The organism is Actinomadura sp. 1N219 (assembly GCF_044326405.1).
Taxonomy (GTDB): domain Bacteria; phylum Actinomycetota; class Actinomycetes; order Streptosporangiales; family Streptosporangiaceae; genus Spirillospora.
In genome coordinates this window covers 352,613-375,954 of sequence record NZ_JBIRAY010000011.1, presented here as the reverse complement: position 1 = coordinate 375,954, position 23,342 = coordinate 352,613, and the positions used below count along the sequence as shown (strand labels likewise).

The window sequence follows — 23,342 nt, the reverse complement described above, 5'->3', positions numbered from 1 at the left end:
CTTCAACCGGCTCAAGCAGTTCCGCGCGATCGCCACCCGTTTCGACAAGCTGGCCAGCCGCTACCGCTCCGGACTACTGCTGGCCAGCCTCATCCTCTGGCTCCGCGAATTGTCAGACACGCCCTAGTAGCGCGGCCTTCGGCGGGCGGTGTCGAAGTCGGTGAAATGCAGGTTTTAGAGTGGAGGTCTCCGAGGAAGGGATCTTCACCATGCCGTTGGCCCCCCGCCTGCCGGCCCCGCCCGAGATCTTGGCCGTCCTGGAGGAGTCGTACGAGCGGGTCCTGCGGCGCGACCCGGGCGAGGCGGAGTTCCACCAGGCCGTCCACGAGGTGCTGGAGTCCCTCGGCCCGGTCCTCGCGGCGCGCCCCGGGCTGGGCGCCGCGAAGCTGGTCGAGCGGCTGATCGAGCCCGAGCGGCAGATCATGTTCCGGGTGCCGTGGCAGGACGACCAGGGCCGCGTCCACGTCAACCGCGGGTTCCGCGTGGAGTTCAACGGCGCGCTGGGCCCGTACAAGGGTGGGCTGCGCTTTCATCCCACCGTCAACCTCGGCATCGTGAAGTTCCTCGGCTTCGAGCAGATCTTCAAGAACGCGCTGACCGGGCTCGGCATCGGCGGCGGCAAGGGCGGCAGCGACTTCGACCCGCACGGCCGGTCGGACGAGGAGGTCATGCGGTTCTGCCAGTCGTTCATGACCGAGCTGTACCGGCACGTCGGCGAGCACACCGACGTCCCGGCCGGGGACATCGGCGTCGGCGGCCGCGAGATCGGCTACCTGTTCGGCCAGTACCGGCGGGTCACCAACCGGTGGGAGGCGGGCGTCCTGACCGGCAAGGGCCTGCTGTGGGGCGGCTCCGCGGGCCGGACGGAGGCCACCGGCTACGGCAACGTCCTGTTCACCGCCGAGATGCTCAGGCGGCGCGGCGAGGACCTGGACGGCCAGCAGATCGTCGTGTCCGGGTCGGGCAACGTCGCGATCTACACGATCGAGAAGGCGCAGCAGCTCGGCGCGAACGTGATCACCGTGTCCGACTCGGGCGGCTACGTGGTGGACGAGAAGGGCATCGACCTCGACCTGCTCAAGCACGTCAAGGAGGTCGACCGGGGCCGCGTGTCCGACTACGCCGACCTGCGCGGCGCGTCCGCGCGGTTCGTGCCGGGCGGCCGGGTCTGGGACGTCCCGGCCGACATCGCGCTGCCGTCCGCGACGCAGAACGAGCTGGACGCGGACGCGGCGACGATCCTCGTCCGCAACGGCGTCAAGGCCGTCTCGGAGGGCGCGAACATGCCGGCGACGCCCGAGGCCGTCCACGTCTTCCAGGAGGCGGACGTCGCGTTCGGCCCCGGCAAGGCCGCCAACGCGGGCGGCGTCGCGGTGAGCGCGCTGGAGATGCGCCAGAACGCGGGCCGCGAGGCGTGGACGTTCTCCCGCGTCGAGGAGGAGCTCGCCGGGATCATGACCGACATCCACGACACCTGCTTCGAGACCGCCGAACGCTACGGCGCCGCCGGCGACTACGTCGTCGGCGCCAACATCGCCGGCTTCGAACGCGTCGCCGACGCGATGCTCGCCCAGGGCCTCATCTGATCGGGCGGGCGCGCGGCCTCGAACACGACTGTCCGACGCCGGCGGCAGAATGGCGTCGAAGGCCGGTGACAGGCAGGGGGCCATGTGATGGCGGACGATTCGCAGCGCGACCGGGTGATGGCGGAATGCCTCACCAAGCCGGGATCGGTCGAGGACTATCCGTTCGGTGACGAGGTGGCCGTGTTCAAGGTGGCCGGAAAGATGTTCGCGCTCGTCCCGCTGGGTGCGTCACCGGAGAGCATCAGCCTCAAATGCGACCCCGACCTGGCCGTCGATCTCCGCGGCCGCTATGACGCGATCACTCCGGGCTACCACCTCAACAAGCGGCATTGGAACAGCGTGACCCTCGACGGCACCGTCCCGGAAGAGGAACTGCTGGAGCTGATCGATCACTCCTACGACTTGGTCGTGGCGCGTCTGACCAAGGCCCAGCGCAGCGAACTGCTCCCCTGAAGGTCCGTCAGGTCGTCGTCGTCCAGCTGCGGAGCTTTTCGGGGTTGCGGATTACCCAGATGTGCTTGATCCGGCCGTTCGCGATGCCGAAGGCGTACACCGTCACGGTGACGCCGTCCTGCTGAGCCACAAGGCCCGGCTGGCCGTTGACCGTGCGTTCCAGGAGCGTCATGGTGCCGAGCCTCCGGCCGGCGAGATCGGCCCAGGTGCGCGCGATCTGCTCGCCGCCCTCGATGGGGTGCAGGAAGGTGGCGGCGCGGCCGCCGCCGTCGGCGACGGCCGTGGCGCCGGGGTCGAGCAGGCCGATGAGGGCGTCGATGTCCTTGGCCTCCCAGGCCCGCCTGAAGTCCCGGACGATCCCGGCGCGCTGGGCCGCCGGAGTCGCGGAAGGCTGCGCGGCGCGGATGCGGCGGCGGGCCGAGGAGGCCAGCTGGCGACAAGCCGCCGGGGTGCGGCCGACGATTTCGGCCACCTCGGCGAAGGAATGGCAGAAAACGTCATGCAGGATGAACGCGACGCGCTCGGCCGGGGTCATCGATTCGAGCACGACAAGGAAGGCGAGGTTGAGCGACTCGTCCAGGGTGACCCGGTCGGCCGGGTCGACGGGCGCCCCGCCCGTCCGCCCGCTGATCCACTCCGTGCGCTCGGGCAGCGGCTCGGGGATCCATTCGCCCACGTAGGTCTCGCGCCTGGCTCGGGCGGAGCGGAGCAGGTTGAGGCAGATGCGGCCGGCGACCGTCGTGAGCCAGGCGCCGGGCGACTCGATGGCGTCCTGCTGCCGCCGGGGCATGGCGTACCAGCGGGCGTAGGTCTCCTGGACCGCGTCCTCGGCCTCGGCCAGCGAGCCCAGGAGCCGGTAGGCGAGATTGATCAGCTGCCGCCGCTCGCTCATGATCGCGTCCAGGCCCGGATCGGCCCGGCCGTTTCCCGGCCCGGATCGGGTGGTCATGGTGTGGACGGCCCCCTCGGTCGCGTCTGCCCTCACCCATTCGACACGGCAGCGCTCCGGAATGTGAGGCCGGTGCGTCGCCTCACATTCCGAGGAGGTGTGTTGTCGGACTGTCATGACTACCCGAATGCCGACGACATCGTTCGCCGCCCCGGTGCCCGCGCAACGCCTGGAGCGGGCGGCCGCCGTGCTGACCGCACACGGTTTCACCGTGGAGATCCTCGATGACGCCGCCGCGGCGCGTTCCCGCGTCAAGGATCTGATACCGGACGGCGCGAGCGTGTTCACCGGGGCCAGCGAGACCCTCCGCCTGTCCGGAATCGATGAGGACATCAACGCCGGCGGACGGTACCGGGCCGTCAGGCCGCGCGTCCTCGCCATGGACCGGGCCACCCGGTCGGACGAGATCCGGCGGCTGAGCGCCGCCCCCGACGTCATCGTGGGCAGCGTCCACGCGGTCACCGAGACCGGCTCCCTCGTGATCGCCTCGGGCAGCGGAAGCCAGTTGCCCGGCTACGCCGGCGGCGCCGCCCGCGCGATCTGGGTCGTCGGGGCGCAGAAGGTCGTGCCCGATCTGAGCACCGCGCTGCGCCGCGTCGAAGACCATTGCCTCCCGCTGGAAAGTGCCCGGACCCAGGCGGCCCATGGGTGGCCAAGTGCCGTCAACCGCCTTCTCGTCCTAAACGCAGAACACCTTTCTGGGCGCGGCATCGTCCTGCTACTCCGCGAAGCCATCGGCTTCTGAAGCGCCCTTCTCAGAACGGCGTCAGATTTTCGGCGCGGGTTTCGGGGTCAGAATGTGGCGACCGGGTTGACCGGGCTGCCGGACGTACCGGCGTAGCGGACCGGCGCGACCGCGACGTGGAAGTCCCATTGGTCGAGCTCGGCGGCGGTGGTCGCGCATTCCTCCAGGTCGCAGTTGTCGAGCATCCACAGACCCATCGCGACGAGGCTCACGGCGTGAACCGGCATCAATATGTCCGAGTACCCCGACGGCTGGACGTCCTGCGGGGTGTCGGCGCCGATCAGCGCGACCTCCCGTTCGTGCAGCCACGGCAGGCAGGAGGCGTGCCAGCCCGCCTGCGTGACGCCGGGCGCCGCACCGGCCTCGTGACGGACGCGGCCGTGGCCGGTCCGCAGGAACACCGCATCGCCGGATCGCACCCGAATACCCTGGCGGCGCTCGGCCTCTTCAAGATCGTCGGGGAATACGCCCTGCCCCGGTTCCAGCCACGGCACATCGCGGGCCCTGGCGACGTCCAGCAGGACGCCGCGCGTGGTGATCCCGTTCGCCGCCGCCGTGACGGCCGCCCACGCCGATCCGGTCTCGGCGTCGACCAGCGAGTGCGACCGCCCGTTGTACATCGTGCCGTCCCAGAAGATGTGGCACGGCGAGTCGAGGTGGGTGATGGTGTTGCCGTGGTAGTCGATGGAGATCCGCTCGTTCGAGAAGCCCCAACGCCGGTCGTTGTGGAACTCGGGCACCGGCATGTTCTCGGCTCCCGGCATTTCCGCGGCGCACGGGCATGTCGTCGTCGACCGCTCCATCTCCCCCGGCACGGCGATCTCCCATGCGCACGACACGCTCCTGCCGTGGCGCACGGCCTGCGCCGCGGCCAACCGGACGTCGTCGGTGATGTGGTTCAGCGTGCCGAGTTCGTCGTCGTCGCCCCACCGTCCCCAGTTCGACAGTGTGCTGAAGTAGCCGAGCACGTCGTCCTGTGTGGGGAGCGGTCGCCCTTCGGTCATCCATTCCTCCGTCACGCGGTTCGAGTATCAAGGCTCGCTGATCAGGAGGGCAGCGTACGGCACACCTGTGGTGACTCGGGTGAGACGCTCTCAGGACGGGGTGAGGTGTTTTTCGGTGGGTTCCGGGGTGGGTGGCGTTGTGCGGGATTTCAGGTGTAGGTAGAGCAGGGCTGCGGCGGTCATTGCGGCGGGCCAGATCAGGTAGCGGCCTGTCATCAGGAGTAGGACCGCTACTGCGAATAGTGCGGCGAATGCTGAAGCGCGGGCGAGAGTGCGGCGGGGGAGTAGGCGGATTGCGGACGCGACTCCTATTGCGTAGACGGTGACGAAAGAGCCTGTGGTTAGGAGGACCAAGGGTTCTGGGCCTAGGCCGATGGCGGCTACTACTGCGAGGGCGAGGAATGACATCGCGGACGCGACGGCCAGGCTTCGCCTGGGGACCTGGCCTGCGACGCTGCCGCGTGCCAGCCAGGACGGCAGCGCGCCGTCCCGGCCTAGGGCGGCGCCTAGTTTGGCGGCGCCCGCGTAGTAGGCGTTCATCGTCCCCATGGTGAGGAGGACGGCGGCTGCTGCGGCGGGCCAGCGGGCGCCGCCGCCCAGGCCGCGGGCCATCAGCTCGCCCAGCGGAGCGTCCGCCGTGGCCGCCGCGGAGCCCAGGACGGTGATGATCGCGAACGCGACCAGGAGGTACAGGACGCCGACCACGCAGACGGCGGCGGCGGTGGCGCGGGGCAGGTCGCGGGACGGGTGGCGGAACTCGGCGGCCAGGTGCGTGATCGCCTCCCAGCCCGCGAAGCTCCACACCAGCAGGGCCGCGGCCGATCCGATCGCCGTCCAGCCGTGGGGTGCGAAGGGGGTCAGGTTGTCCCAGCGGGCGTCGGGGAGGGAGAGGGCGACCGAGGCGAGGAGGAGGGTTGTCAGGAGGGCCGCCAGGACGAGTTGGAGCCTTCCCGATACTCGGAGCCCCGCCATGTTTGTGGCCGTCACCACGGCGATCAGTGTGGCGGCCGTGATGAACGTCGTCGCCGTGCCGCCGCCGGTGGCGGCCGCGACGTAGGCGCCGCCGAAGAGGGCCGCGGCGGGGGCGCCCGGCGGGATCGCGAAGTAGAAGCACCAGCCGACCATGGCCGCGGCGCGGTCACCGAACGCCAGGCGCGCGTAGGTGGAGACGCCGCCTGCGTCGGGATAGCGGGCGCCGAGGGCGGCGAACGTGGCCGCCAAAGGGGCTGACATGACCACCAGGGCCAGCCAGGCGAGCAGGGAGGCCGGGCCCGCGGCCTCGGCCGCGAGGGCGGGGAGGGCGATCACGCCCGTGCCCAGGACCGCGCCCACGTACATCGCGGTGCCCTGCCCGAAGGTCAGATGCCCGCCGGAGTTCTCCGTCACGGGATTCAGGTTCGAGGGTGGCGGACGCGATCACTAGCGGCAGAAAAGACGGTGTCCGTAGAATTCCTGCCATGAGGAGACATGTCGTCGGACTGGCGGTGACGTCCGGGACCCCGGTGTTCGAGCTGGCCATCCCGTGCGAGGTCTTCGGCACGGACCGCAGCGACATCGTGGACCCGTGGTACGAGCTGCGGCTCTGCGCCGCTGAACCCGGTCCGCTGGCGTCCAGCGCCGGGGTGAGCCTGCACGCGTCCCACGGCTACACCGACCTGCTGGACGTGGACACCGTCATCGTCGCCGGGCTGGCCCGCTATGCCCAACTCGCCCCGCCGCCGGAGCTGATCGCGGTCTTGCAGGAGGCGTCCCGGCGCGGCAAGCGGATCGTGTCGCTGTGCACGGGTGCTTATGTGCTCGCGGCGGCGGGTCTGCTGGACGGACGCCGCGCCACGACGCACTGGATGAATGCGTCTGATTTCGCGCATCGGTTTCCGCGCGTGCGCCTTGATCCGGCCCCGCTTTATATCGATGACGGCGACATCGTCACCACGGCGGGTTCTGGCGCGGCGATCGACGTCTGCCTGCATCTGGTGCGCGCCGATCACGGCGCCGCCGCGGCCAACGAGATCGCGCGGCGGATGGTCGTGCCGCCGCATCGGGAGGGCGGGCAGGCGCAGTACACCAAGCCCGTCGTCATCGCCGAGAAGAGCGAGGATCTGACCCCGGTGCTGCAATGGGCGCTGGAACGGCTGCATCAGCCGATCACCGTCCCGGAGCTGGCCAAGGTCGCGCATATGAGCGAGCGGACGTTCGCCCGCCGTTTCCGCGACACGCTCGGCATCACGCCTCTGCAATGGCTGCTGCAGCAGCGCGTCAGATTGGCCCAGGAATTGCTGGAGACGACCGACAGCCCGATCGAGGAGATCGCCCGCGGCACCGGGTTCGGGAACGGGGTGAATCTCCGTTATCACTTCGGACGCGTCGCCGGTGTTTCCCCGCAGTCGTACCGGCACGTGTTCCGTTTCCGCGCGGCCCGGCAGCCGGTGTCTAGCGGACGGGGTCTGCCTTGATGTGGCGTCCCTGGGGAGACGGGTCGGTAAGCACACCGTCCTGAACGACGACACGGCCGCCCACCATGACCGTTTCCGGACTGCCCATCAGGGTCATTCCTTCGTACGGGGTGTAGTCGGTCGCCATGTGGAGGTCGGAAGTGGTGATCTGCCATTCTTCGGCGGGATTCCAGATGACGACGTCCGCGTCCGCGCCGGGTAGCAGGGTGCCCTTGCGCGGGTAGAGGCCGTTCGCGCGGGCCGGCGCGGCGGCGACCAGGTCCACGAAGCGCGTGACGGGGAGGCCCCGGCGGACGACGTACTCCGAGAAGATCACCGGGAGGCGGGTCTCGACGCCGGGCAGGCCGTTCGGCATGGCGCGCACGTCGCCGCTGCGCGACTCCTTCTGGACGGTGTCGTAGCAGCAGTGGTCGCTGCCGACGGTGGTGATCTCGCCGGTGAACAGGTGGCGTCCGAGTGCCTCGACGTCGGCGGCGGGACGTAGCGGCGGGCAGCACACGTACCGTTCGGGGTGCTCGCCCGCGTAGGCGGAGTCGTCCAAGACGAGGTGGTGGGCGACTGCCTCGCTGTAGGCGCGGACGCCGCGTCGCCGGGCCGCGGCGACCAGTTCGACGGCCTCGGCCGTCGACTGGTGGACGAAATAGACCGGCGCGCCTACCGATTCGGCGATTGCGAGGACCTCGGCGACGGACGCGGTCTCGGCGAGGCCGGGACGGGTCGCGGCCATGTCGGTGGCGCCGATCCGCCCGGCGTCGGCGCAGCGGCGCTGGGCGTCCCCGACGATGTGGTCGGCCTCGCAGTGGATCACGACCATGCCGCCGAGCCCGGCGAGCGCCGTCATGGTGCGGAGGACGGTGTCCTCGTCGGCCATCGTCTCGCCGCGGTAGGTGGTGAACATCTTGACCGTGGTGATCCCGTCGGCGACCAGGGAAGCGAGCTGGTCGGGGACCGTTTCGTCCCAGGCGACGACGCAGGCGTGCAGGGCGCTGTCGCAGAGTCCTTCGGCGGCCTTGGCGCGCTGGGCGTAGGCGACGTCGGCGGGGTTCTGGCCGGGGCGGGGGATCGCGAAGTCCACGATGGTGGTGGTTCCGCCGTGGACGGCCGCGGTGGTGCACTGGCGGTAGTCGTCCAGCGAGGTGAAGTCGCCGGACGTGAACCCGACGTGGCAGTGCGGGTCGACGCCGCCGGGCATGACCAGGCGCCCGGACGCGTCGACGACGGTCGCGGCGGCCGGCGCCGTGCCGGGTTCGGCCAGGGCCGTGACGCGGCCGTCCCGGATCACCACGTCGGCGGGGCCGGTCCAGGACGCCTCGACCACGGTGCCGCCGCGGACGACCACGTCGGCGCTCACCCCGCGGCCCCCGCCAGGTGGGCGCGCCAGCCGCCGGCGTCGCTGATGTCCACGACGCCGGGCAGGGTCAGCGACTCCGCGCGCATCCGCATGCACAGCGAGCCGGAGCCGTCCGCGAGCTCGATCACGCCGAGTTCCAGCTCGGGCGGCTCGCCCGGCAGGAGGCGGTCGCGGAGGATCTCGTAGGTGACGGCGTACAGCTCGCCGGGCACGGCGCGTCCGCCGGACGGCACCGGGTGCAGGCCCGGGAACTCGTCGCGGACGGAGTAGAAGCGGTACCGGGGCGCCGTCTCGGCCGGGCCGAGGAACTCGGCGCCGCTGAGCGCCGTGTTCAGCGAGCCGCCCGACATGGCCTGGCCGTTGACGAACATTCGGAGGGTTTCCATGGGTCCTTCCTGGGCGCGGGTCAGGGTGTGGTCAGGCGGGCGCGCTCGGCTGCTGGGTCGGGGATGGGGACGGCGTCCAGCAGCGACCGGGTGTAGGGGTGGACGGGGTCGCCGTAGATCTGCTTCCGGGCGCCGATCTCGACGAGGCTTCCCTGGTCGAGCACCGCGACCCGGTCGCACAGGTAGTGCACGACGGCCAGGTCGTGCGCGATGAACAGGATCGACAGGTCGAGGCGTTCGCGCAGGTCGAGGAACAGGTCGAGGACCTGCGCCTGGACGGAGACGTCCAGCGACGACACGACCTCGTCGCAGATCAGCACCTTCGGCTCGACGGCCAGGGCCCGCGCGATCGCGATCCGCTGCCGCTGCCCGCCGGAGAACGAGCGCGGGTGCCGGACGGCGTCCGCCGCCGACAGGCCCACGGTCTCCAGCAGCGCGACGGCCCGCTCGCGGCGTGCGCGGCGGTCGGGTTCGATGCCGTGGACGAGCAGGCCCTCCTCGATCAGCGCGCCCGCCGTCATCCGCGGGTTCAGGGACGAGTACGGGTCCTGGAAGACCATCTGCACGTCGCGGCGGAGCGTCCGCAGACCGCGCCGGGACGCGCCCAGCAGGTCGGCGTCGCCGAGCCTGATCTCCCCGGAATCGGGCCTGGTCAGCCGGGCCACGCAGCGGGCGATCGTGGACTTGCCGGAGCCGGACTCGCCGACGAGGCCGAGCACCTCGCCCGCGTTCAGGTCGAACGAGACGTCCCGCACGACCGGGCGTCCGCCGAAGCTCTTCGTCAGGTTCCGCACGCTCAGCGCGATCATCGTCCGCCTCCTTCCAAGACCTCGGCGGCCGACGGGTCGGCGGCCGGGGCGTCGGCGGCGGGCGCGTCGGCGTCGGCCGCGTCTTCCCGGGTGCTGAGCCGCCGGGACGGGTCGTCGTCGATGCGCGGCACCGACGCGAGCAGCCCGCGCGTGTACGGGTGCTGCGGCCGGGCGTAGATGTCGTCCACCGGGCCGTGCTCGACGGGGACGCCGTCGCGCATGACGACGACCCGGTCGGCGAAGCCCGCCACGATCCCGAGGTCGTGCGTGATGAGCAGCACCGACATCGAGCGCTCGGCCGCCAGCTCCCGCAGCAGCGTCAGGACCTGGGCCTGCACCCGGACGTCGAGCGCGGTGGTGGGCTCGTCCGCGATCAGCAGCGCCGGTTCGGCGATCACCGCGATGGCGATCACGACGCGCTGCCGCATCCCGCCGGAGAACTGGTGCGGGTAGTCGTCGAAGCGGCGGTCGGCGTCGCGGACGCCGAGGCGCCCGAGCAGCTCCACGCCGCGCCGCCGCGCCTCCTTCTTCCGGACGCCCCGGATGAGCAGCGGCTGCATGATCTGCCAGCCGATCGTCATCACCGGGTTGAGGGACGCGAGCGGGTCCTGGAAGACGAGGCCGATCCGGGCGCCCCGCACGTCCCGCATCGCGCGGTCGGGCAGGGCGAGCAGGTCGGTGCCGTCCAGGGCGACGCGGCCTTCGAGGTCGGCGTCGCGGTCCAGGCGCAGGACGGCCCGCGCCGTCACCGACTTCCCGGAGCCGGACTCGCCGACCAGCGCGACCTTCTCCCCGGCCGCGACGTCCAGGTCGACGCCGCGCAGGACCTCCACGGGCCCGTCCGGGCCGGGGAAGCGGGCGCGCAGGCCCCGGAGTTCCAGCAGCGAGGTCATGACAGCCTCCCGCGCAGCGTCGGGTCGTTGCGGACGCGCAGCCAGTCGCCCACGAGGTTGAACGAGACCGCGGTGAGCATGATCGCGAGGCCGGGGAACACGACCGCCCACCAGCCGTTGGTCAGGTTCGCCGCGGAACCGCTGATCATCGCGCCCCATTCGGCGGACGGCACCTGCGCGCCGACCCCGACGAACGACAGGCCGGAGATGACGAGCATGACCGCGGACACGTCCAGCGTCGTCTGCACGTAGAGGGTGTTCAGCGCGTTCGGCAGGACGTGCCGGAACACCAGCCGGGGCGTGGACACGCCGAGCGTCCGGGCGCCCTCCACGTACTCGGCGTCGCGGACGTCCCGGACGAGGGTCCGGACGAGCCGCGCGTACCCCGGCCACCAGGTGAGGCACAGCGCGATCACCGCGGAGCGCAGGCCGGGGCCGAGCGCGGCGGCCAGCCCGAGCGCGAGGATGATCGGCGGCAGCGACAGCCCGATGTCGCAGATCCGCATGAGGACCTCGTCCACGGCGCGGCCGCCGAGCGCGGCGAGCGTCCCGACGAGGGTGCCGATCAGCGTGGCGACTGCGATCACGATGACGGTGGCCAGCAGCGACACCCGCGCCCCGTGCAGGACGCGGCTGAGGATGTCGCGTCCAGTGGCGTCGGTGCCGAACCAGTGCTCCCCGGACGGGCCGTGCAGCGCCTGCGGCAGGTTCACCGCGTAGGGGTCGTGCGGCGCCAGCAGCGGGCCGGCGACCGCGATCAGGACCATCGCCGCCGCGATCCCGATCGCCACCTTGTCCACGACGGTCGACCGGCCCGCGGGTGCGAGGAGGCGGCGGGGCAGGGACCGTCCGGCCGGGCCCTTCGCCATGGGAACCGTTGCGGGCTTCATGTCGCGGCTCCTTCGACGGCCCCTTCAACGGGCACTGCGCGGGCACGGGCGCGGGCGCGGGCGGGCTGCCGCAGGCGCGGGTTGAGCCACAGCTGGACGAGGTCGACGACGATGTTGGCCAGCACGAAGACCACTCCGATCACGAGCACGGTGCCGATCACCGCGTACAGGTCGTTCTGCAGGACGGCGTTGACCGCGTACGCCCCGATCCCCTTGCGTCCGAACACCGACTCGACCAGGACGGTGGAGCCGAGCATCCAGCCGAGCTGCATGCCGAGGATCGTGCTGACCGGGACGAGCGCGTTGCGCAGCCCGTGCCGGATCACGACCCGGCGCTCGGACGCCCCGGTCGCGCGGGCCAGCGTCACGAAGTCCGAGTCCAGCACGGTGATCATGGACGAGCGGACGGTGCGGGCGACGACCGCGATGAACGCCGCCGCGAGCGTGACGGCGGGCAGCAGCAGGTGCGACACCGCGTCCCAGAGCGCGCCCGGGTCGCCGCTCAGCAGCGCGTCCACCGAGGTCATCCCGGTGATGGACGGCACCTCGCGGCCGAAGCCGAGCTGCCCGGTGAGCGGCAGCGCGCCGAGCCGGTCGGCGACGACGAGCTGGAGCATCAGCCCCAGCCAGAACACCGGGACGCCCGCGCCGAACAGCACGATCAGCCGGGCCGCGACGTCGGCGGCGCGGCCCCGCCGGTAGGCGGCGTACACGCCGAGCGGCACCGCGACCAGCACGTTGATCAGCATCGCGGCGAGCACGAGCTCGATGGACGACGGCAGCGCCTGCCCGATGTCGTCCAGCACTGGGCGCTGCGTGAAGACGGACGTGCCGAGGTCGCCGTGGAGCAGGTCCCCGAGGTAGCGCGGGAACTGCTCCCACAGCGGCTTGTCGAGGCCGAGCCGCGCGGACACCGCCGCGACCTGCTCGGCGGTGGCGTTGCGCCCGGCCGCCGCCCTCGCGGGGTCGCCGGGCAGCACCTGGGTCATCAGGAACGTGACGACGCCCAGGCCGAACAGCACGACGACGCTGGTGACGAGCCGTCTCAGCAGGAAACGCGCCATGCCGTGCCTCCCCTCGCTGGAGATTTCCGTGGTGGATGCTGGCCGGCCATGCGGTCAGCCGACCTTGACGCGGTAGACGTCGACGGTCTGGTGGTGCGACGGCTGGTAGGCGTAGCCGCGGACGCCCTCGCGCATGACGGTCACGGTCTGCGGGTTGGACATGTTGACCGACGCGACGTCGGCGGCGATGATCCGCTGCGCCTGGCCGTAGAGGCCGCAGCGTTCGCGCTGGTCGGTGAGGCCCTGGGCCTTCTCCACCAGCGAGTCGACCTGCGGGTTGCGGTAGCCGCCGTTGTTCTGCCCGTTGTTGATGAACTTGGAGTCGAACAGCTGGTAGAGGATCGAGTCGGTGTCGGGGTTGGGTGGGAAGGCGTAGATCATCCCGAGGTCGGGGGTGGTCTGGTTGGTCTTCAGCCGCTGCACGTACTCGGGGAACGTGACGGCCTGCAGCTTCAGGTTCACGCCGATCTTGGCCAGGTCGGACTGGAACAGCGTGGCCGCCAGCTCCATCTCGGCGGTCGCCTTCAGGTACGTCATGGTGAGCGTGACGCCGGAGAGCCCGGCCGCCTTGAGCGTGTTCCTCGCCTTGGCCAGGTCGTAGGCCGGCTGCGGCACGGACGCGTCGAAGCAGTTCATGGTGGACGGCAGCACGCCCACCGCCTTCTTCCCGGCGCCCTTGAGGATCGCGCGGATGTGCTGGTCGTACTGGTAGGCGTAGGTGATCGCCTCGCGCAGCGCCCGGTTCTCCACCGGCGAGTCCTTCATCTTGAAGAACACCGACAGCTGGACGTTGCTGTCGGCCTTGTCGACCTTGAACTCCTTGTTGCTCTCGAACGAGGCCCAGTCGTTGGGGTCGATGTCCATCGCGATGTCGATGTCGCCCGCCAGCAGCGAGCTCTTCTGCGTGGCGGCCTGCGGCAGGTACCGGAAGACGACGTCCTTCGCTTGCCCGGAGAAGCCGCCCCAGTACGCGTCGTACCGGGCGAACTTGGCCTCCTGGTTGGGGGTGTAGCCGGTGACCCGGTACGGGCCGGAGCCCGCGTCGTGGGTGGCGAGCCACTTCTGCCCGTCGTCGCCGCCCTTGTGCGCCTCGACCAGCTTGGAGTTGAGCAGGTAGACGCGGGTCAGCGCCGGGACCATCGGGGCGAACGGGCGGGTCAGCCGGATGGTCAGGTGCGTTTCGCCCTTGACCTCGGTGGACTCGTAGGCGGTCAGCAGCGACGCGACGCCCACCTTCAGCCGCTTGATCCGGTCGAGGCTGTACCGGACGTCGGCCGCGGTGAGGCGGGCGCCGTCGTGGAACCGCACGTCGTCGCGGAGGGTCAGGTCGATGGAGCGGCCGTCCTCGGACACCGTCCACTTGGCGGCGACGGCCGGGACGATCTTGTTGCCCGCGCCGTACGCCACCAGCGTGTCGTAGGCGGGGCGGACGACCTCGTCCACGGTGGAGTTGTCGGCCTGGGCCGGGTCGAACGTCGCGGGCGGCTCGTTCTCGGCGATGATCAGCGTCTGCTTGCGGTCGCCGGTCCCGCCGGTGGCGCCGCCGCAGCCGCCCGCCGCGAGCGCCACGGCGACCACGGCGGCCACGGCCGCGAGCCATGCCGCCCGGCGGCGCCCGGCCGGAGAAGTGGTGTGGAGCACTGGTCGTCTCCCCTTCGTGGACGTGTCCGCGCGGACGGGTCAGGTGTCGTTCCGTCCGGCGCCGTCGCGTGCCCGGCGCCGTCCGGTCCTGGCGGGGGTCTCGTGGTGGGAGCCGTCGGGAGCGACGATCAGGCCGTAGTCGCGCTCGGCGGCCTCGGCGGTGACGTAGCCGTCCAGGACGTCGGCGGCGACGGCGGCCGGGTCGCGGTCGAGCGGGTCGCCGTGGCCGCCGCCGCCCGCCGTCCGGTTGACGAACCGGTCCCCGGCCCGCATCGCGGCCCGGTACATGCCGACGCGCTTCTCGCGGTCGCTGCCGGGCCACAGCGTCATCCCGCTCGGCTCGGGCTCGTGGCCGCCGTGCAGCGCCCACGGCCTGGTCTTGCTCTTCTTCTTCATCGACAGGACCTCGCCGTCGGCCAGGTACCGGACCTCGCGCAGGACGCCGACGCCGCCCCGGTAGCGGCCAGCGCCGCCCGAGTCGGGGATCAGCTCCAGCCGCTCGTGGAACACCGTCGACTTGTGCTCCAGCACCTCGATCGGCGTGTTCCGGACGACGCTCTGCGACGGGTGCTGCTGCGCGTTGGCGCCGTCGCGGTCGCGGCGGGCGCCCCATCCGATGCCCTCGTTGTTGCTGATGACGAAGTCGTCGCCGGTGCGCGGGTCGTGGCCGAGCGCCATGAACCCGGGCTCGTCGCCACCGGACGACGCCGGGATCGAGTCGAGCACCTCCGCCAGCGCCTTGTGGATCAGCTCGAACGCGACGATCCCGCTCCACTGCGTGAACGTCGCCGACGGGTACACCGCGTGGAAGAAGTTGCCCGGATCGGCCTTGACCGTCAGGGCCCGGTAGTGGCCCGCGTTGGACGGCTCGTCCGGCGTCGTCAGCTCCTTGAACGTCGACTTGGCGAGGCTCTCCGTCGCGCCGATCGGCAGGTTCACCGGGCCGAGGACGGCGCCGTCCGAGCCGTTGAAGTCGACCTCCATCCGGTCGCCGTCGACGGTGACCGTGACCTCCATGCGGATCAGGTCGTCGGTGATGCCGTCGTCGTCGCAGTAGTCGGCGGCGGTCCAGGTGCCGTCCGGGAGCGCGGCGACGGCCTTGCGGGCGACGCGCTCGCCGTGCTCGATGATCTGCTTGACGGCCTGGTCGACGACGTCCCCGCCGAACTTCTCCCACACCTGCGCGAGCCGGTTCTCGCCGGTGCGCAGCGCGGCGAGCTGCGCGTGGAAGTCGCCGATGGTGAGGTCGGGCAGCCGCGAGTTGAAGCGGATCAGCTCCACGATGTCGCGGACGACCTCGCCCTGATGCACGATCCGCGTCCCCGGGAAGATCAGCCCTTCCTGGTGCATGTCGGTGGAGTCGAGGACGTACCCGGGGGCCTTCGCGCCGAGATCCATCCAGTGCGCGCGGACGGCCAGGTACGCGGCAGGCTCGGCGCCGCGTCCGTCCGCTCCGTCCCGGAAGACGGGGGCGAACAGCATCGCGTCGTAGGAGTGGGCGCCGCTCCAGTACGGATAGTTGAGCAGGTACACGTCGCCGGGTGCGAGGTTCTCCTTCCCGACGTACTCGACGCCCTTGACGATCGCGTGGTCGTTGGCGCCGAGGAACGAGGTGATCCCCGCGGCCTCCGCCATCAGTTCGAGATCGCCGTCGTAGATCGAGATCCCGAAGTCGAGGACCTCGTAGATCACCGGGTTGAACGCGGCGCGGACCAGCGTCCGGCGCATCTGCTCGCCGACCGACACCAGGTAGTTGCGGATCACCTCGACGGTCGCGCCGTCCAGCTCGCTGCTGCTCATGGGGCCTCCTGCGGGGGTCACTGGGCCGTCTCCGGGCTGCTGACCAGCAGGTGGCCGTGGACGTCCACGGCCAGCCGCTGGTCACTGAAGATCACCGTCGTGGAGGTGCCCTCCTCGACGATCGCGGGGCCCGGCAGCGTGTGGCCGGGCGCGAGGGACGACCGCTCGTACACCGGGAACGGCACGGTCTCCCCGGCGGCGAAGTCGAACGCGGGCCGCTCCCCGACCGGCGCGGGCGTGCCGTCGCCGGCGCCGTCGAGGCGGCGCAGGCCCGGCTTCGGCAGGACGCCGACCGCGCGCACCCGGAGGGTGAGGATCTGGCCGCCGTCCGGCATCGCGTGCCCGTACCGGGCGCGGTGCTGCTCGTGGAAGCGGTCCAGGATCGCGGCCGCGTCGTCGCCGGGCCGCAGGTCGATGCCGAGCGTGTGCTCTTGGCCGTGGTAGCGGACGTCCAGGCGGCGGATCAGCGTGCGGTCCTCCGGCTTGACGCCCTGGACCGACAGCACCTCCTCGCCCTGCGACTCCAGCTCCGCGAACGCCGGTTCGAGGCCGGCGAGCGTCGCGTCGCTCAGCGGCTTGAGGACGGTGGTCGCGAACTCGTACTCCAGGTCCGACATCAGCATCCCGAACGCGGAGAACGCCGCCGGGACCTGCGGGACGACCGTCTCGGTGACGCCCATCTCGCGGGCCAGCATCGGGCCGAGCAGCGGCCCGGCGCCGCCGAACGCCAGCAGCGCGAACTCGCGCGGGTCCAGGGCCCGCTCGACGGTGATCTCGCGGAGCGCGCCGACCGTCCGGGCCAGCAGGACGCGGAAGACGCTCGCCGCGGCCTTCGTCGCGTCGACGCCGAGCGGGCGGGCGAGCTTCTCCTCGACGGCGGCGCGGGCCGCGTCCGCGTCGATGGTCATGTCGCCGCCGAGGAACGCGGCCGGGTCGAGGTAGCCGAGCACCAGCGCCGCGTCCGTCACGGTCGGCTCGGTGCCGCCCGCGCCGTAGGCGACCGGGCCCGGGACGGCGCCCGCGCTGTGCGGGCCGACCTTCAGCAGGCCCTCGTCGATCCAGGCGATGGAGCCGCCGCCCGCGCCGACCGTCCGGATGTCGAAGATCGGGATGAGCAGCGGGAACCCGTCGATCCCGGCCTCGTGCACCTCGCCGGGCGAGCCGTCCTCGATCACGCAGCAGTCCACGCTGGTGCCGCCGACGTCGAACGAGATCAGCTTGTCCCGGCCCAGTTCGCGGGCCAGGAAGGACGCGCCGACCACCCCGCCCGCCGGGCCCGACAGCACGGTCATCAGCGGCGCGCGGCGGGCCAGCTCGGCGGTCATCGCGCCGCCGCCCGACCGCATGATGTGCAGCGGGCGGGTCAGCCCCGCGTCGGCGAGCCGTCCCTCCAGCGCGCCGATGTAGTCGCTGAGGACGGGCCGGATGTAGGCGTCGAGCGTGACGGTGCTCGTCCGCTCGTACTCGCGGTACTCGCGGCTGATGTCGGTGGACGTGGACACCGACACGTCCGGGTACGCCTCGCGCAGGATCCGCGCGGCGCGGCGCTCGTGCGCGGGCTCGGCGTAGGAGTGCAGGAAGCAGATCGCGAGCGAGCGCAGCCCGTGCTCCTCGACGAGGAGGCGGCCCGCCTCGCGGACGGCGTCCTCGTCCAGCGGCTCCACCTCGTTGCCCTGCGCGTCGATCCGGCCGGGCACGCCCGTCCGGTGGCGGCGCGGCACGAGCGGCGGCGGGGGCGCGTACGCGAAGTCGTACATGTGCTGGCCTGGGACGTTCGCGCGGGCGATTTCCAGCAGGTCGCGGAACCCGGCGTTGGTGATGATCCCGACGCCGGCGCCGCGCCGCTGCAGGATCGCGTTCAGGCCGAGCGTGGTGCCGTGCACGAACGCCTCGACGCCGTCCAGCCGGTCCGCGAGGCCGCCGACCGCGTCGAGCACGCCGCGCGCGGGGGCGTCCGGCGTCGTCGGGGCCTTGTGCAGGCGGAGATCGCCGGTGACCTCGTCGTAGGCGATCGCGTCGACGAACGTGCCGCCGATGTCGACCGCGAGCCTGGTACGGGACGGGGCGCTCACGAAACTCCTCCGATAGGGGCGGGTGCGGGCAGGTCGTCGCGGACGATCCGCCCGGCCTGCATGACGAACGGGATGCGGCGCAGCGCGGACACGTCCGACAGCGGGTCCCGGTCGGTGACGATCAGGTCGGCGAGCAGCCCCTCCTCGACCGCGCCGGCCTTCCCGCCGAGCCCGACGAGCCGGGCCGCGTCGCTGGTGCCCGTGCGGAGCGCCTGCGCCGGGTCGAGCCCGGCCTCGGCGAGGAACTCCATCTCGCGGACGGCGACGACGGTGTCCTCGATCGGCTCACCCGGCGGGTAGTCGGTGCCCGCGAGCATGGTGATGCCGGGCCGCTCCGGGTCGCGCGGGTCGGCGATCCCGGCCGCGATCGCGCGGCGGATGCTGGCGAGATGGCCGGGCCCGACCTCCATCGCGCGCTCGATCTGCCACGCGCTGAACGAGTGCTCCGCCATCCAGGACGGGCAGCGGGTCACGCACAGCGTCGGGGTGAGGAACACGCGCCGCTCCGCCATCTCCTTGGCGGTCGCGTCGTCCAACTCGTAGGCGTGCTCGTAGCCGCGGACGCCCGCCGCGAGCGCCTCCCGGATCGCCGAGCCGGAGCCCGCGTGCGCGGTGACGTAGCTGCCGTGCTCCTCCGCCGCCCGGACGACGGCGCGCATCTCGTCCAGCGTCATCTGCGCGCCGGTGAACGACTCGCCCTCGTGCGCGATCCCGCCGGTGATGAACACCTTGATCAGGTCGGCCCCGGCGGCGAGCTCCTCGCGGGCCGCGCGCAGGAAGCCGTCGTGGCCGTCGGCGTAGGAGCAGGCCGAGCCGTGGCCGTGGCCGCCGGTCGTGGACACGGCCCGCCCGGCGCCGACGATGCGCGGCGCGTCCACCCAGCCCTGCTCGGCGCCGGTGCGGATGAGCAGGTCGGCGCGGTGCTGCTCGTGGACGCAGCGGATCGTCGTGACGCCCGCGTGCAGCGCGTCCTGCGCCCGCGACAGGGCCCGCAGCGCGGTCAGGCCAGGGTTCTCGGCCTCGTCGGTGGCGGAGAACGGGTACGTCACCGACAGGTGGGTGTGCACCGAGATCAGGCCGGGCAGCAGGTACCGTCCGCCGAGGTCGACGCGGCGGGCGCCCGGCGGGGGCGGCGCGGCGGTGATCGCCTCGATCCGGCCCGCCGTGACGGCGACGGCGACGTCGCGGCGGATCGTCCCGCCGACGACGTCGACGACGTGCCCGCCGGTCAGCCAGAGGGTCCCGTCCTGCGGCACGGGCCGCCGGGGGGTGATCGTTGTCGGCACCTTTGTCTCCTCTCTCATCGGGCCTGCTCGTACGGCGCGGCGGGCTCGGCGGGCTCCATCAGCCGGCCCGGCCCGAGGTCGTGGACGTCCACCGGCGGCGGCTCGCCCTCGACCAGGCAGCGCAGCGTCTCGCCCCAGAGCGGGGCGAACGTGAAGGCGTAGGTTCCGCCCGCGACCAGGAAGCCGGGCGCGCCCGGCACCTCCCCGATCACCGGCATCTCGTCCGGGGTGGCGGCCAGCGGGCCGGCCCAGGCGCGCAGCAGCCGCAGGTCCCGGACGAACGGCAGGACGCGGGCGGCCTGCGCCACGTTGCCGACCACGCTGTCGAGGCTGATCGGGCTGCGGCCGCCGGGTCCCGGCTCCAGGCGGAGCGCGGGCCAGCCGCCGCCGATCAGCAGGTTCCCCGCCGTGACCTGCTTGACCGACAGGCCCTCGCCGATGTGCTGGACGAGGTGCCGCAGCGTCTCCGGCAGCCGGACGGTCACGTGCATCTGGATCGCGACCGGCGTCATCCTGAGCCGGACGCCCGCCAGCGCGGCGATCTCGCCGAGCCAGGGGCCGGCGACGTCCACGACCCGGGCGGCGTCGATCCGCAGATCGCCCGCCGTGACCCGCCAGCCGGAACCGGAACGTTCCACGCTACGGACGGGGCAGAACGGGTGCACCTCCGCGCCATGCCGCACCGCCGCGGACAGGTAGGCGGGCGTCGTCAGCAGCGGGTTGGCGTAGCCGTCGAGCGGGCACCAGGTGGCGGCGGTGACGGTGGGGCCGAGGAGGGGGAGCGCGGTACGGGCGCCGTCGCCGTCCAGGACCTCGGTGGCGATCCCGGCGCGCTCCTCCCAGGCGTGCTTGGCGATCAGCTCGGCGCGCTGCTCCGGCGTCTCCGCGATCGTGAACCCGCCGCTGCGGCGCAGCTCGACGGAGGCGTCCAGCTCGTCCTCGACCGACTCCCACCGATCGCTCGCGGCCCGCTGCAGCGGCAGGAACCGGGCGCTGTCGAGCGGCACCTTCTGCCCGGGACGGCGCGTGTGCACCGCCTGGACGTGCAGGTTCCCCGCCGTCGTGCCCGATCCCTCGCGTCCGGGCGCGCCGCGGTCGAGCACGATCACGCGGTGCCCCGCCCTGGCGAGGTGGAACGCGGCCGCGGCGCCGAGCACACCGGCGCCGATCACGACCGCGTCGGCCGTCTGCGCGCTCATCCGGCGGCCCCTTCGGCCTGCCCGGCCTGCTCCGCTTGCTCCGCCTGCTCGCCGAGCGCGAGCAGGGTCTCCACGGGCACCGGCCGGACGGGCTGGCGCGCCGGGAACACAGGGACGCCGCACGGTTCCCCGCCGGAGGCGTCGCGGACGATCCCGGCCACCGCGAACCCGCAGAACCGGCCCTGGCACGGCCCCATCCCGGCCCGCGACCAGGACTTGGTCGCGTTCAGGTCGCCACCCGCCCGCTCCACGACGGCGGCGCGGACGTCGGCGGCCGTCACGGACTCGCAGCGGCAGACGATCGTGTCGCCGGTCAGCGCGCGGGACAGGACGTCCTGCAACTGCGCCGGGCTCGGGTACAGCGACTCATTCAGCGAGGTGAACCGGTCGAGCCGGCGAATCTCCGCGGCGAGCCGGCCGATCTCCCCAGGGCTGCTGCCGTTCTCCCGGGCGAGGATGTGCGCGGCGGCCATGAGCCCGCGGGCGCGGGCCAGATGGACGCCGCCGATGCCCGCCGCCTCGCCGATCACGTAGACGCCGGGACGGCTCGTCCGGCCGAAGCGGTCGGTGACGGGCTCGGCGTCGCCGGTCACCGCGTCGGCGCGGATCTCGCAGCCGAGCAGCCGCGCCAGCTCCGGCTGCGGGCGGAACCCGTAGCCGACGCAGACGGCGTCGACGTCGAGCGTCCGGACGGGCCGGGCCGGGTCGGCGGTGGCGGCGAGCGTGACCGAGGAGACCTGGCCGTCGCCGGTGGCCCGCGTCACCACGCGTCCCTGCCAGAGCGGGACGCGGGCGCGGGCCAGCCGAGCCGTGTACCCGGCCAGCTCGCGGAGCCGCGCGGGATGGCGCAGCGAGGCGGCCGCACGAAGCGACGGACGGTACGGGTGCCCGGCCTCCGCGACGCCGACGACCTGGGCGCCCGCGTCCAGCAGCGAGCAGGCGACGGGCAGCAGGAACGGTCCAGACCCGGCCACGAGCACGCGCTCCCCGACCGGGGTTCCGTCGGCGGCGGCGAGGTGCTGGGCGAACCCGGGCGTCGTGACGCCGGGGAGCTGCCAGCCGGGGAACGGGTGGGTCCGCTCGTAGGCGCCGGTGGCGACGATGACATGGCGTCCGCGAAGGCGTACGGGGACGCCGTCGGGGCCGGTGGCGAGGAGCGTCCGGCCGTCGTCGGCCACGCCCCAGACCAGATGGCCCGTCAGGCAGTCGACGCCGAGCCCCCGGACGCGCGCGATCAGCCGCCCGCCCTCCGGACGGTGATCACCCGGCGCGGCGGGCGAGGGCCGCCGGTAGTACTGGCCGCCCAGCTCGGGCTGCTCGTCCACCAGCGCGACGGTGAGCCCGGCGGCGGCCAGCCGCGCGGCGGCCGACAGCCCCGCCGGGCCGCCGCCGACGATCAGCACGTCCCGCGCCATGGTCATCGGGACCCCGTCTCGACGGTCATGCCGGGGACGACCCTGGTCAGGCAGGCGCGCACGCCGGGCCGCCCGTCGACGGTGACCTCGCACTCGAAGCACACGCCCATGCCGCAGAACGGGCCGCGCGGCTCGCCGCTGACCGGGTTGTCGCGCAGCCGCCAGCGGCGCGCCGCGACGAACGCGGCGGTCAGCGAGGACCCGGCGGTCGCGTCCACCGCCTCCCCGTCGACGGTGATCTGAGTGGCGCTCATGACCGCGCCTCGGCGGCGGGTTCGGGCTCGTCCGCGAGAGCCTCGGTCAGGCCGGACTCGTCCAGGACGGCGCGGATCCCCTCCAGCGCCTCGCCCGCGACCGGCAGCAGCGGCGGACGGACGTGCCCGCCCGGCTGCCCGAGCAGCGACATCGCGGCCTTGAGCTGCGGGATCGGCGAGGCGAACACGCCGCTGTAGTCGGGCCTGATCAGCCGCGCCGACAGCGCGCCGTAGCGGTCCGCCCAGGCGCGGGCGGCGGCGCCGTCCCGGCGCGCGACGGCCTCGTAGTAGGGGACGGCGAACGGCGCGCCGAGCCCGCCGCCGTCGATGTTCCCGTCGCCGCCGAGCTCCAGCAGCGCGGCGAGGCCGCGCCGGTGCAGGAAGCTGCCGAAGACGCGGACCCTGGCGGCGACCTCCTCGACCGTGTTCAGCATCCGGAGCCAGTCGCCCGTGCTGTCCTTGATCGCGGCGACCTGCGGCAGGGCGGCGAGCCGCCGGGCCAGGCCCGGGTGGGCGCCGATGTCGGCGGCGACGCCGCGCGGCCAGTTGTAGACCATGAACGGCAGGTCGGTGGCCGAGCTGACCTCGGCGAAGAAGGCGAAGATCTCCTCCGCGCCCGGGTGGACGTAGGGCGGCGGGGTGGCGAGCGCGCCGTCCGCGCCCGCCCCCGCCGCGTGGCGGGCCAGCCCGATCGCCTCGGACGGCGTGTACGCGGTGACGCCGACGACCACCGGGATCCGTCCGGCCACCTCGTCGACGGCGATCTCGGTGACGCGGCGGCGCTCGCCCGGGGTCTGGCTGAACCATTCGCCGGTGCTGCCGTTGACGAGCACGCCGTGGACGCCCTGCCGCAGGTACAGCCTCAGCAGCGCGCGCCAGGCGTCCTCGTCCAGTGCGCCCTCAGCGGTGAACGGCGTGGGCGCCGCGGGCCAGTAGCCGTGCCATGAGACGTCGTCGCGATCCAAGATCTTTCCCCGCACTCCGTAGTGGTCATCACTTCTGGGATCGATTGCACAAGGTTGCGGCAGCAGATTACCCCCTGTCAAGGGGTGACCGCTCCCGAGCTGTGGCATGATTGCTCCACCACTGGGA

At 72.6% G+C, this 23,342-nt stretch carries 21 protein-coding genes and 1 pseudogene; 5 read left to right on the top strand and 17 right to left on the bottom strand.

Annotated elements, in window-relative coordinates; genetic code table 11:
• From ACH35V_RS30870 to ACH35V_RS30860, 3 genes and pseudogenes are all read left to right on the top strand, one after another.
• Positions 1-127, top strand: a pseudogene (locus ACH35V_RS30870) (IS5/IS1182 family transposase); the annotation flags it as partial.
• Positions 128-209: 82 nt separating this feature from the next.
• Positions 210-1,586 (top strand): NADP-specific glutamate dehydrogenase, encoded by a 1,377-nt coding sequence (gdhA, locus tag ACH35V_RS30865; RefSeq protein ID WP_395977687.1) that lies wholly within the window; start codon positions 210-212, stop codon positions 1,584-1,586.
• A gap of 87 nt (positions 1,587-1,673) precedes the next feature.
• Positions 1,674-2,039 (top strand): MmcQ/YjbR family DNA-binding protein, encoded by a 366-nt coding sequence (locus ACH35V_RS30860; RefSeq protein WP_395977685.1) that lies wholly within the window; start codon positions 1,674-1,676, stop codon positions 2,037-2,039.
• A 7-nt stretch (positions 2,040-2,046) separates the two neighbouring features.
• Here the strand turns inward: ACH35V_RS30860 and sigJ are convergent, their stop codons facing one another.
• Positions 2,047-2,988, bottom strand: a complete 942-nt coding sequence (sigJ, locus tag ACH35V_RS30855) for an RNA polymerase sigma factor SigJ (RefSeq protein ID WP_395977683.1) — start codon at positions 2,986-2,988, stop codon at positions 2,047-2,049.
• Between the two features lie 127 nt (positions 2,989-3,115).
• Here sigJ and ACH35V_RS30850 point away from each other — a divergent pair, with 127 nt between their 5' ends.
• Complete coding sequence (locus tag ACH35V_RS30850; RefSeq protein WP_395977681.1) at positions 3,116-3,733, top strand: LUD domain-containing protein; 618 nt, start codon at positions 3,116-3,118, stop codon at positions 3,731-3,733.
• A 47-nt stretch (positions 3,734-3,780) separates the two neighbouring features.
• Here ACH35V_RS30850 and ACH35V_RS30845 read toward each other — a convergent pair whose 3' ends face one another.
• Together ACH35V_RS30845 and ACH35V_RS30840 are read right to left on the bottom strand one after the other, a co-directional pair.
• Positions 3,781-4,737: a cyclase family protein gene (locus ACH35V_RS30845; protein ID WP_395977679.1), complete on the bottom strand. Its 957-nt coding sequence runs from the start codon at positions 4,735-4,737 to the stop codon at positions 3,781-3,783.
• 90 nt (positions 4,738-4,827) lie between these two features.
• Positions 4,828-6,123: an APC family permease gene (locus tag ACH35V_RS30840; protein ID WP_395977677.1), complete on the bottom strand. Its 1,296-nt coding sequence runs from the start codon at positions 6,121-6,123 to the stop codon at positions 4,828-4,830.
• Positions 6,124-6,194: 71 nt separating this feature from the next.
• Between ACH35V_RS30840 and ACH35V_RS30835 the strand changes: the two genes are divergently transcribed.
• The gene (locus ACH35V_RS30835; protein WP_395977675.1) at positions 6,195-7,190 is read left to right on the top strand and encodes a GlxA family transcriptional regulator; all 996 of its coding nucleotides are present in this window, start codon (positions 6,195-6,197) and stop codon (positions 7,188-7,190) included.
• Here the strand turns inward: ACH35V_RS30835 and hydA are convergent.
• The 14 genes from hydA to ACH35V_RS30765 are packed head-to-tail and all read right to left on the bottom strand — an operon-like array spanning position 7,168 to position 23,215.
• Positions 7,168-8,541, bottom strand: coding sequence for a dihydropyrimidinase (gene hydA, locus ACH35V_RS30830; RefSeq protein WP_395977673.1), 1,374 nt, complete (start codon positions 8,539-8,541; stop codon positions 7,168-7,170). The two genes, ACH35V_RS30835 and hydA, sit on opposite strands and share 23 nt — an antisense overlap.
• Positions 8,538-8,927: a gamma-glutamylcyclotransferase gene (locus ACH35V_RS30825; protein WP_395977671.1), complete on the bottom strand. Its 390-nt coding sequence runs from the start codon at positions 8,925-8,927 to the stop codon at positions 8,538-8,540. The genes hydA and ACH35V_RS30825 overlap by 4 nt, the downstream gene beginning before the upstream one ends.
• Positions 8,928-8,947: 20 nt before the next feature.
• Positions 8,948-9,736, bottom strand: a complete 789-nt coding sequence (locus ACH35V_RS30820) for an ATP-binding cassette domain-containing protein (protein ID WP_395977669.1) — start codon at positions 9,734-9,736, stop codon at positions 8,948-8,950.
• Positions 9,733-10,629 (bottom strand): ABC transporter ATP-binding protein, encoded by an 897-nt coding sequence (locus ACH35V_RS30815; RefSeq protein ID WP_395977667.1) that lies wholly within the window; start codon positions 10,627-10,629, stop codon positions 9,733-9,735. The genes ACH35V_RS30820 and ACH35V_RS30815 overlap by 4 nt, the downstream gene beginning before the upstream one ends.
• Positions 10,626-11,519 (bottom strand): ABC transporter permease, encoded by an 894-nt coding sequence (locus tag ACH35V_RS30810; protein ID WP_395977665.1) that lies wholly within the window; start codon positions 11,517-11,519, stop codon positions 10,626-10,628. Before ACH35V_RS30810 ends, ACH35V_RS30815 begins: the two co-directional genes overlap by 4 nt.
• On the bottom strand, positions 11,516-12,583 hold the full coding sequence (locus ACH35V_RS30805) for an ABC transporter permease (protein WP_395977663.1): 1,068 nt from the start codon (positions 12,581-12,583) through the stop codon (positions 11,516-11,518). Before ACH35V_RS30805 ends, ACH35V_RS30810 begins: the two co-directional genes overlap by 4 nt.
• A 54-nt stretch (positions 12,584-12,637) precedes the next feature.
• Positions 12,638-14,224 carry an ABC transporter substrate-binding protein gene (locus tag ACH35V_RS30800; RefSeq protein WP_395977661.1) on the bottom strand — a complete coding sequence of 529 codons (1,587 nt, stop codon included), beginning with the start codon at positions 14,222-14,224 and terminating at the stop codon, positions 12,638-12,640.
• A 39-nt stretch (positions 14,225-14,263) separates the two neighbouring features.
• Positions 14,264-16,024: a hydantoinase B/oxoprolinase family protein gene (locus tag ACH35V_RS30795; protein ID WP_395977659.1), complete on the bottom strand. Its 1,761-nt coding sequence runs from the start codon at positions 16,022-16,024 to the stop codon at positions 14,264-14,266.
• 17 nt (positions 16,025-16,041) lie between these two features.
• Positions 16,042-18,096 carry a hydantoinase/oxoprolinase family protein gene (locus tag ACH35V_RS30790; RefSeq protein ID WP_395977657.1) on the bottom strand — a complete coding sequence of 685 codons (2,055 nt, stop codon included), beginning with the start codon at positions 18,094-18,096 and terminating at the stop codon, positions 16,042-16,044.
• On the bottom strand, positions 18,093-19,382 hold the full coding sequence (locus ACH35V_RS30785; RefSeq protein ID WP_395977655.1) for an amidohydrolase family protein: 1,290 nt from the start codon (positions 19,380-19,382) through the stop codon (positions 18,093-18,095). Before ACH35V_RS30785 ends, ACH35V_RS30790 begins: the two co-directional genes overlap by 4 nt.
• Positions 19,383-19,396: 14 nt before the next feature.
• Positions 19,397-20,581, bottom strand: coding sequence for an NAD(P)/FAD-dependent oxidoreductase (locus ACH35V_RS30780; RefSeq protein ID WP_395977653.1), 1,185 nt, complete (start codon positions 20,579-20,581; stop codon positions 19,397-19,399).
• Complete coding sequence (locus tag ACH35V_RS30775) at positions 20,578-22,002, bottom strand: FAD-dependent oxidoreductase (protein ID WP_395977651.1); 1,425 nt, start codon at positions 22,000-22,002, stop codon at positions 20,578-20,580. Before ACH35V_RS30775 ends, ACH35V_RS30780 begins: the two co-directional genes overlap by 4 nt.
• Positions 21,999-22,250 (bottom strand): (2Fe-2S)-binding protein, encoded by a 252-nt coding sequence (locus ACH35V_RS30770; protein WP_395977649.1) that lies wholly within the window; start codon positions 22,248-22,250, stop codon positions 21,999-22,001. Before ACH35V_RS30770 ends, ACH35V_RS30775 begins: the two co-directional genes overlap by 4 nt.
• Complete coding sequence (locus tag ACH35V_RS30765; RefSeq protein WP_395977647.1) at positions 22,247-23,215, bottom strand: dihydrodipicolinate synthase family protein; 969 nt, start codon at positions 23,213-23,215, stop codon at positions 22,247-22,249. The genes ACH35V_RS30770 and ACH35V_RS30765 overlap by 4 nt, the downstream gene beginning before the upstream one ends.
• Between the last annotated feature and the right edge of the window lie 127 nt (positions 23,216-23,342).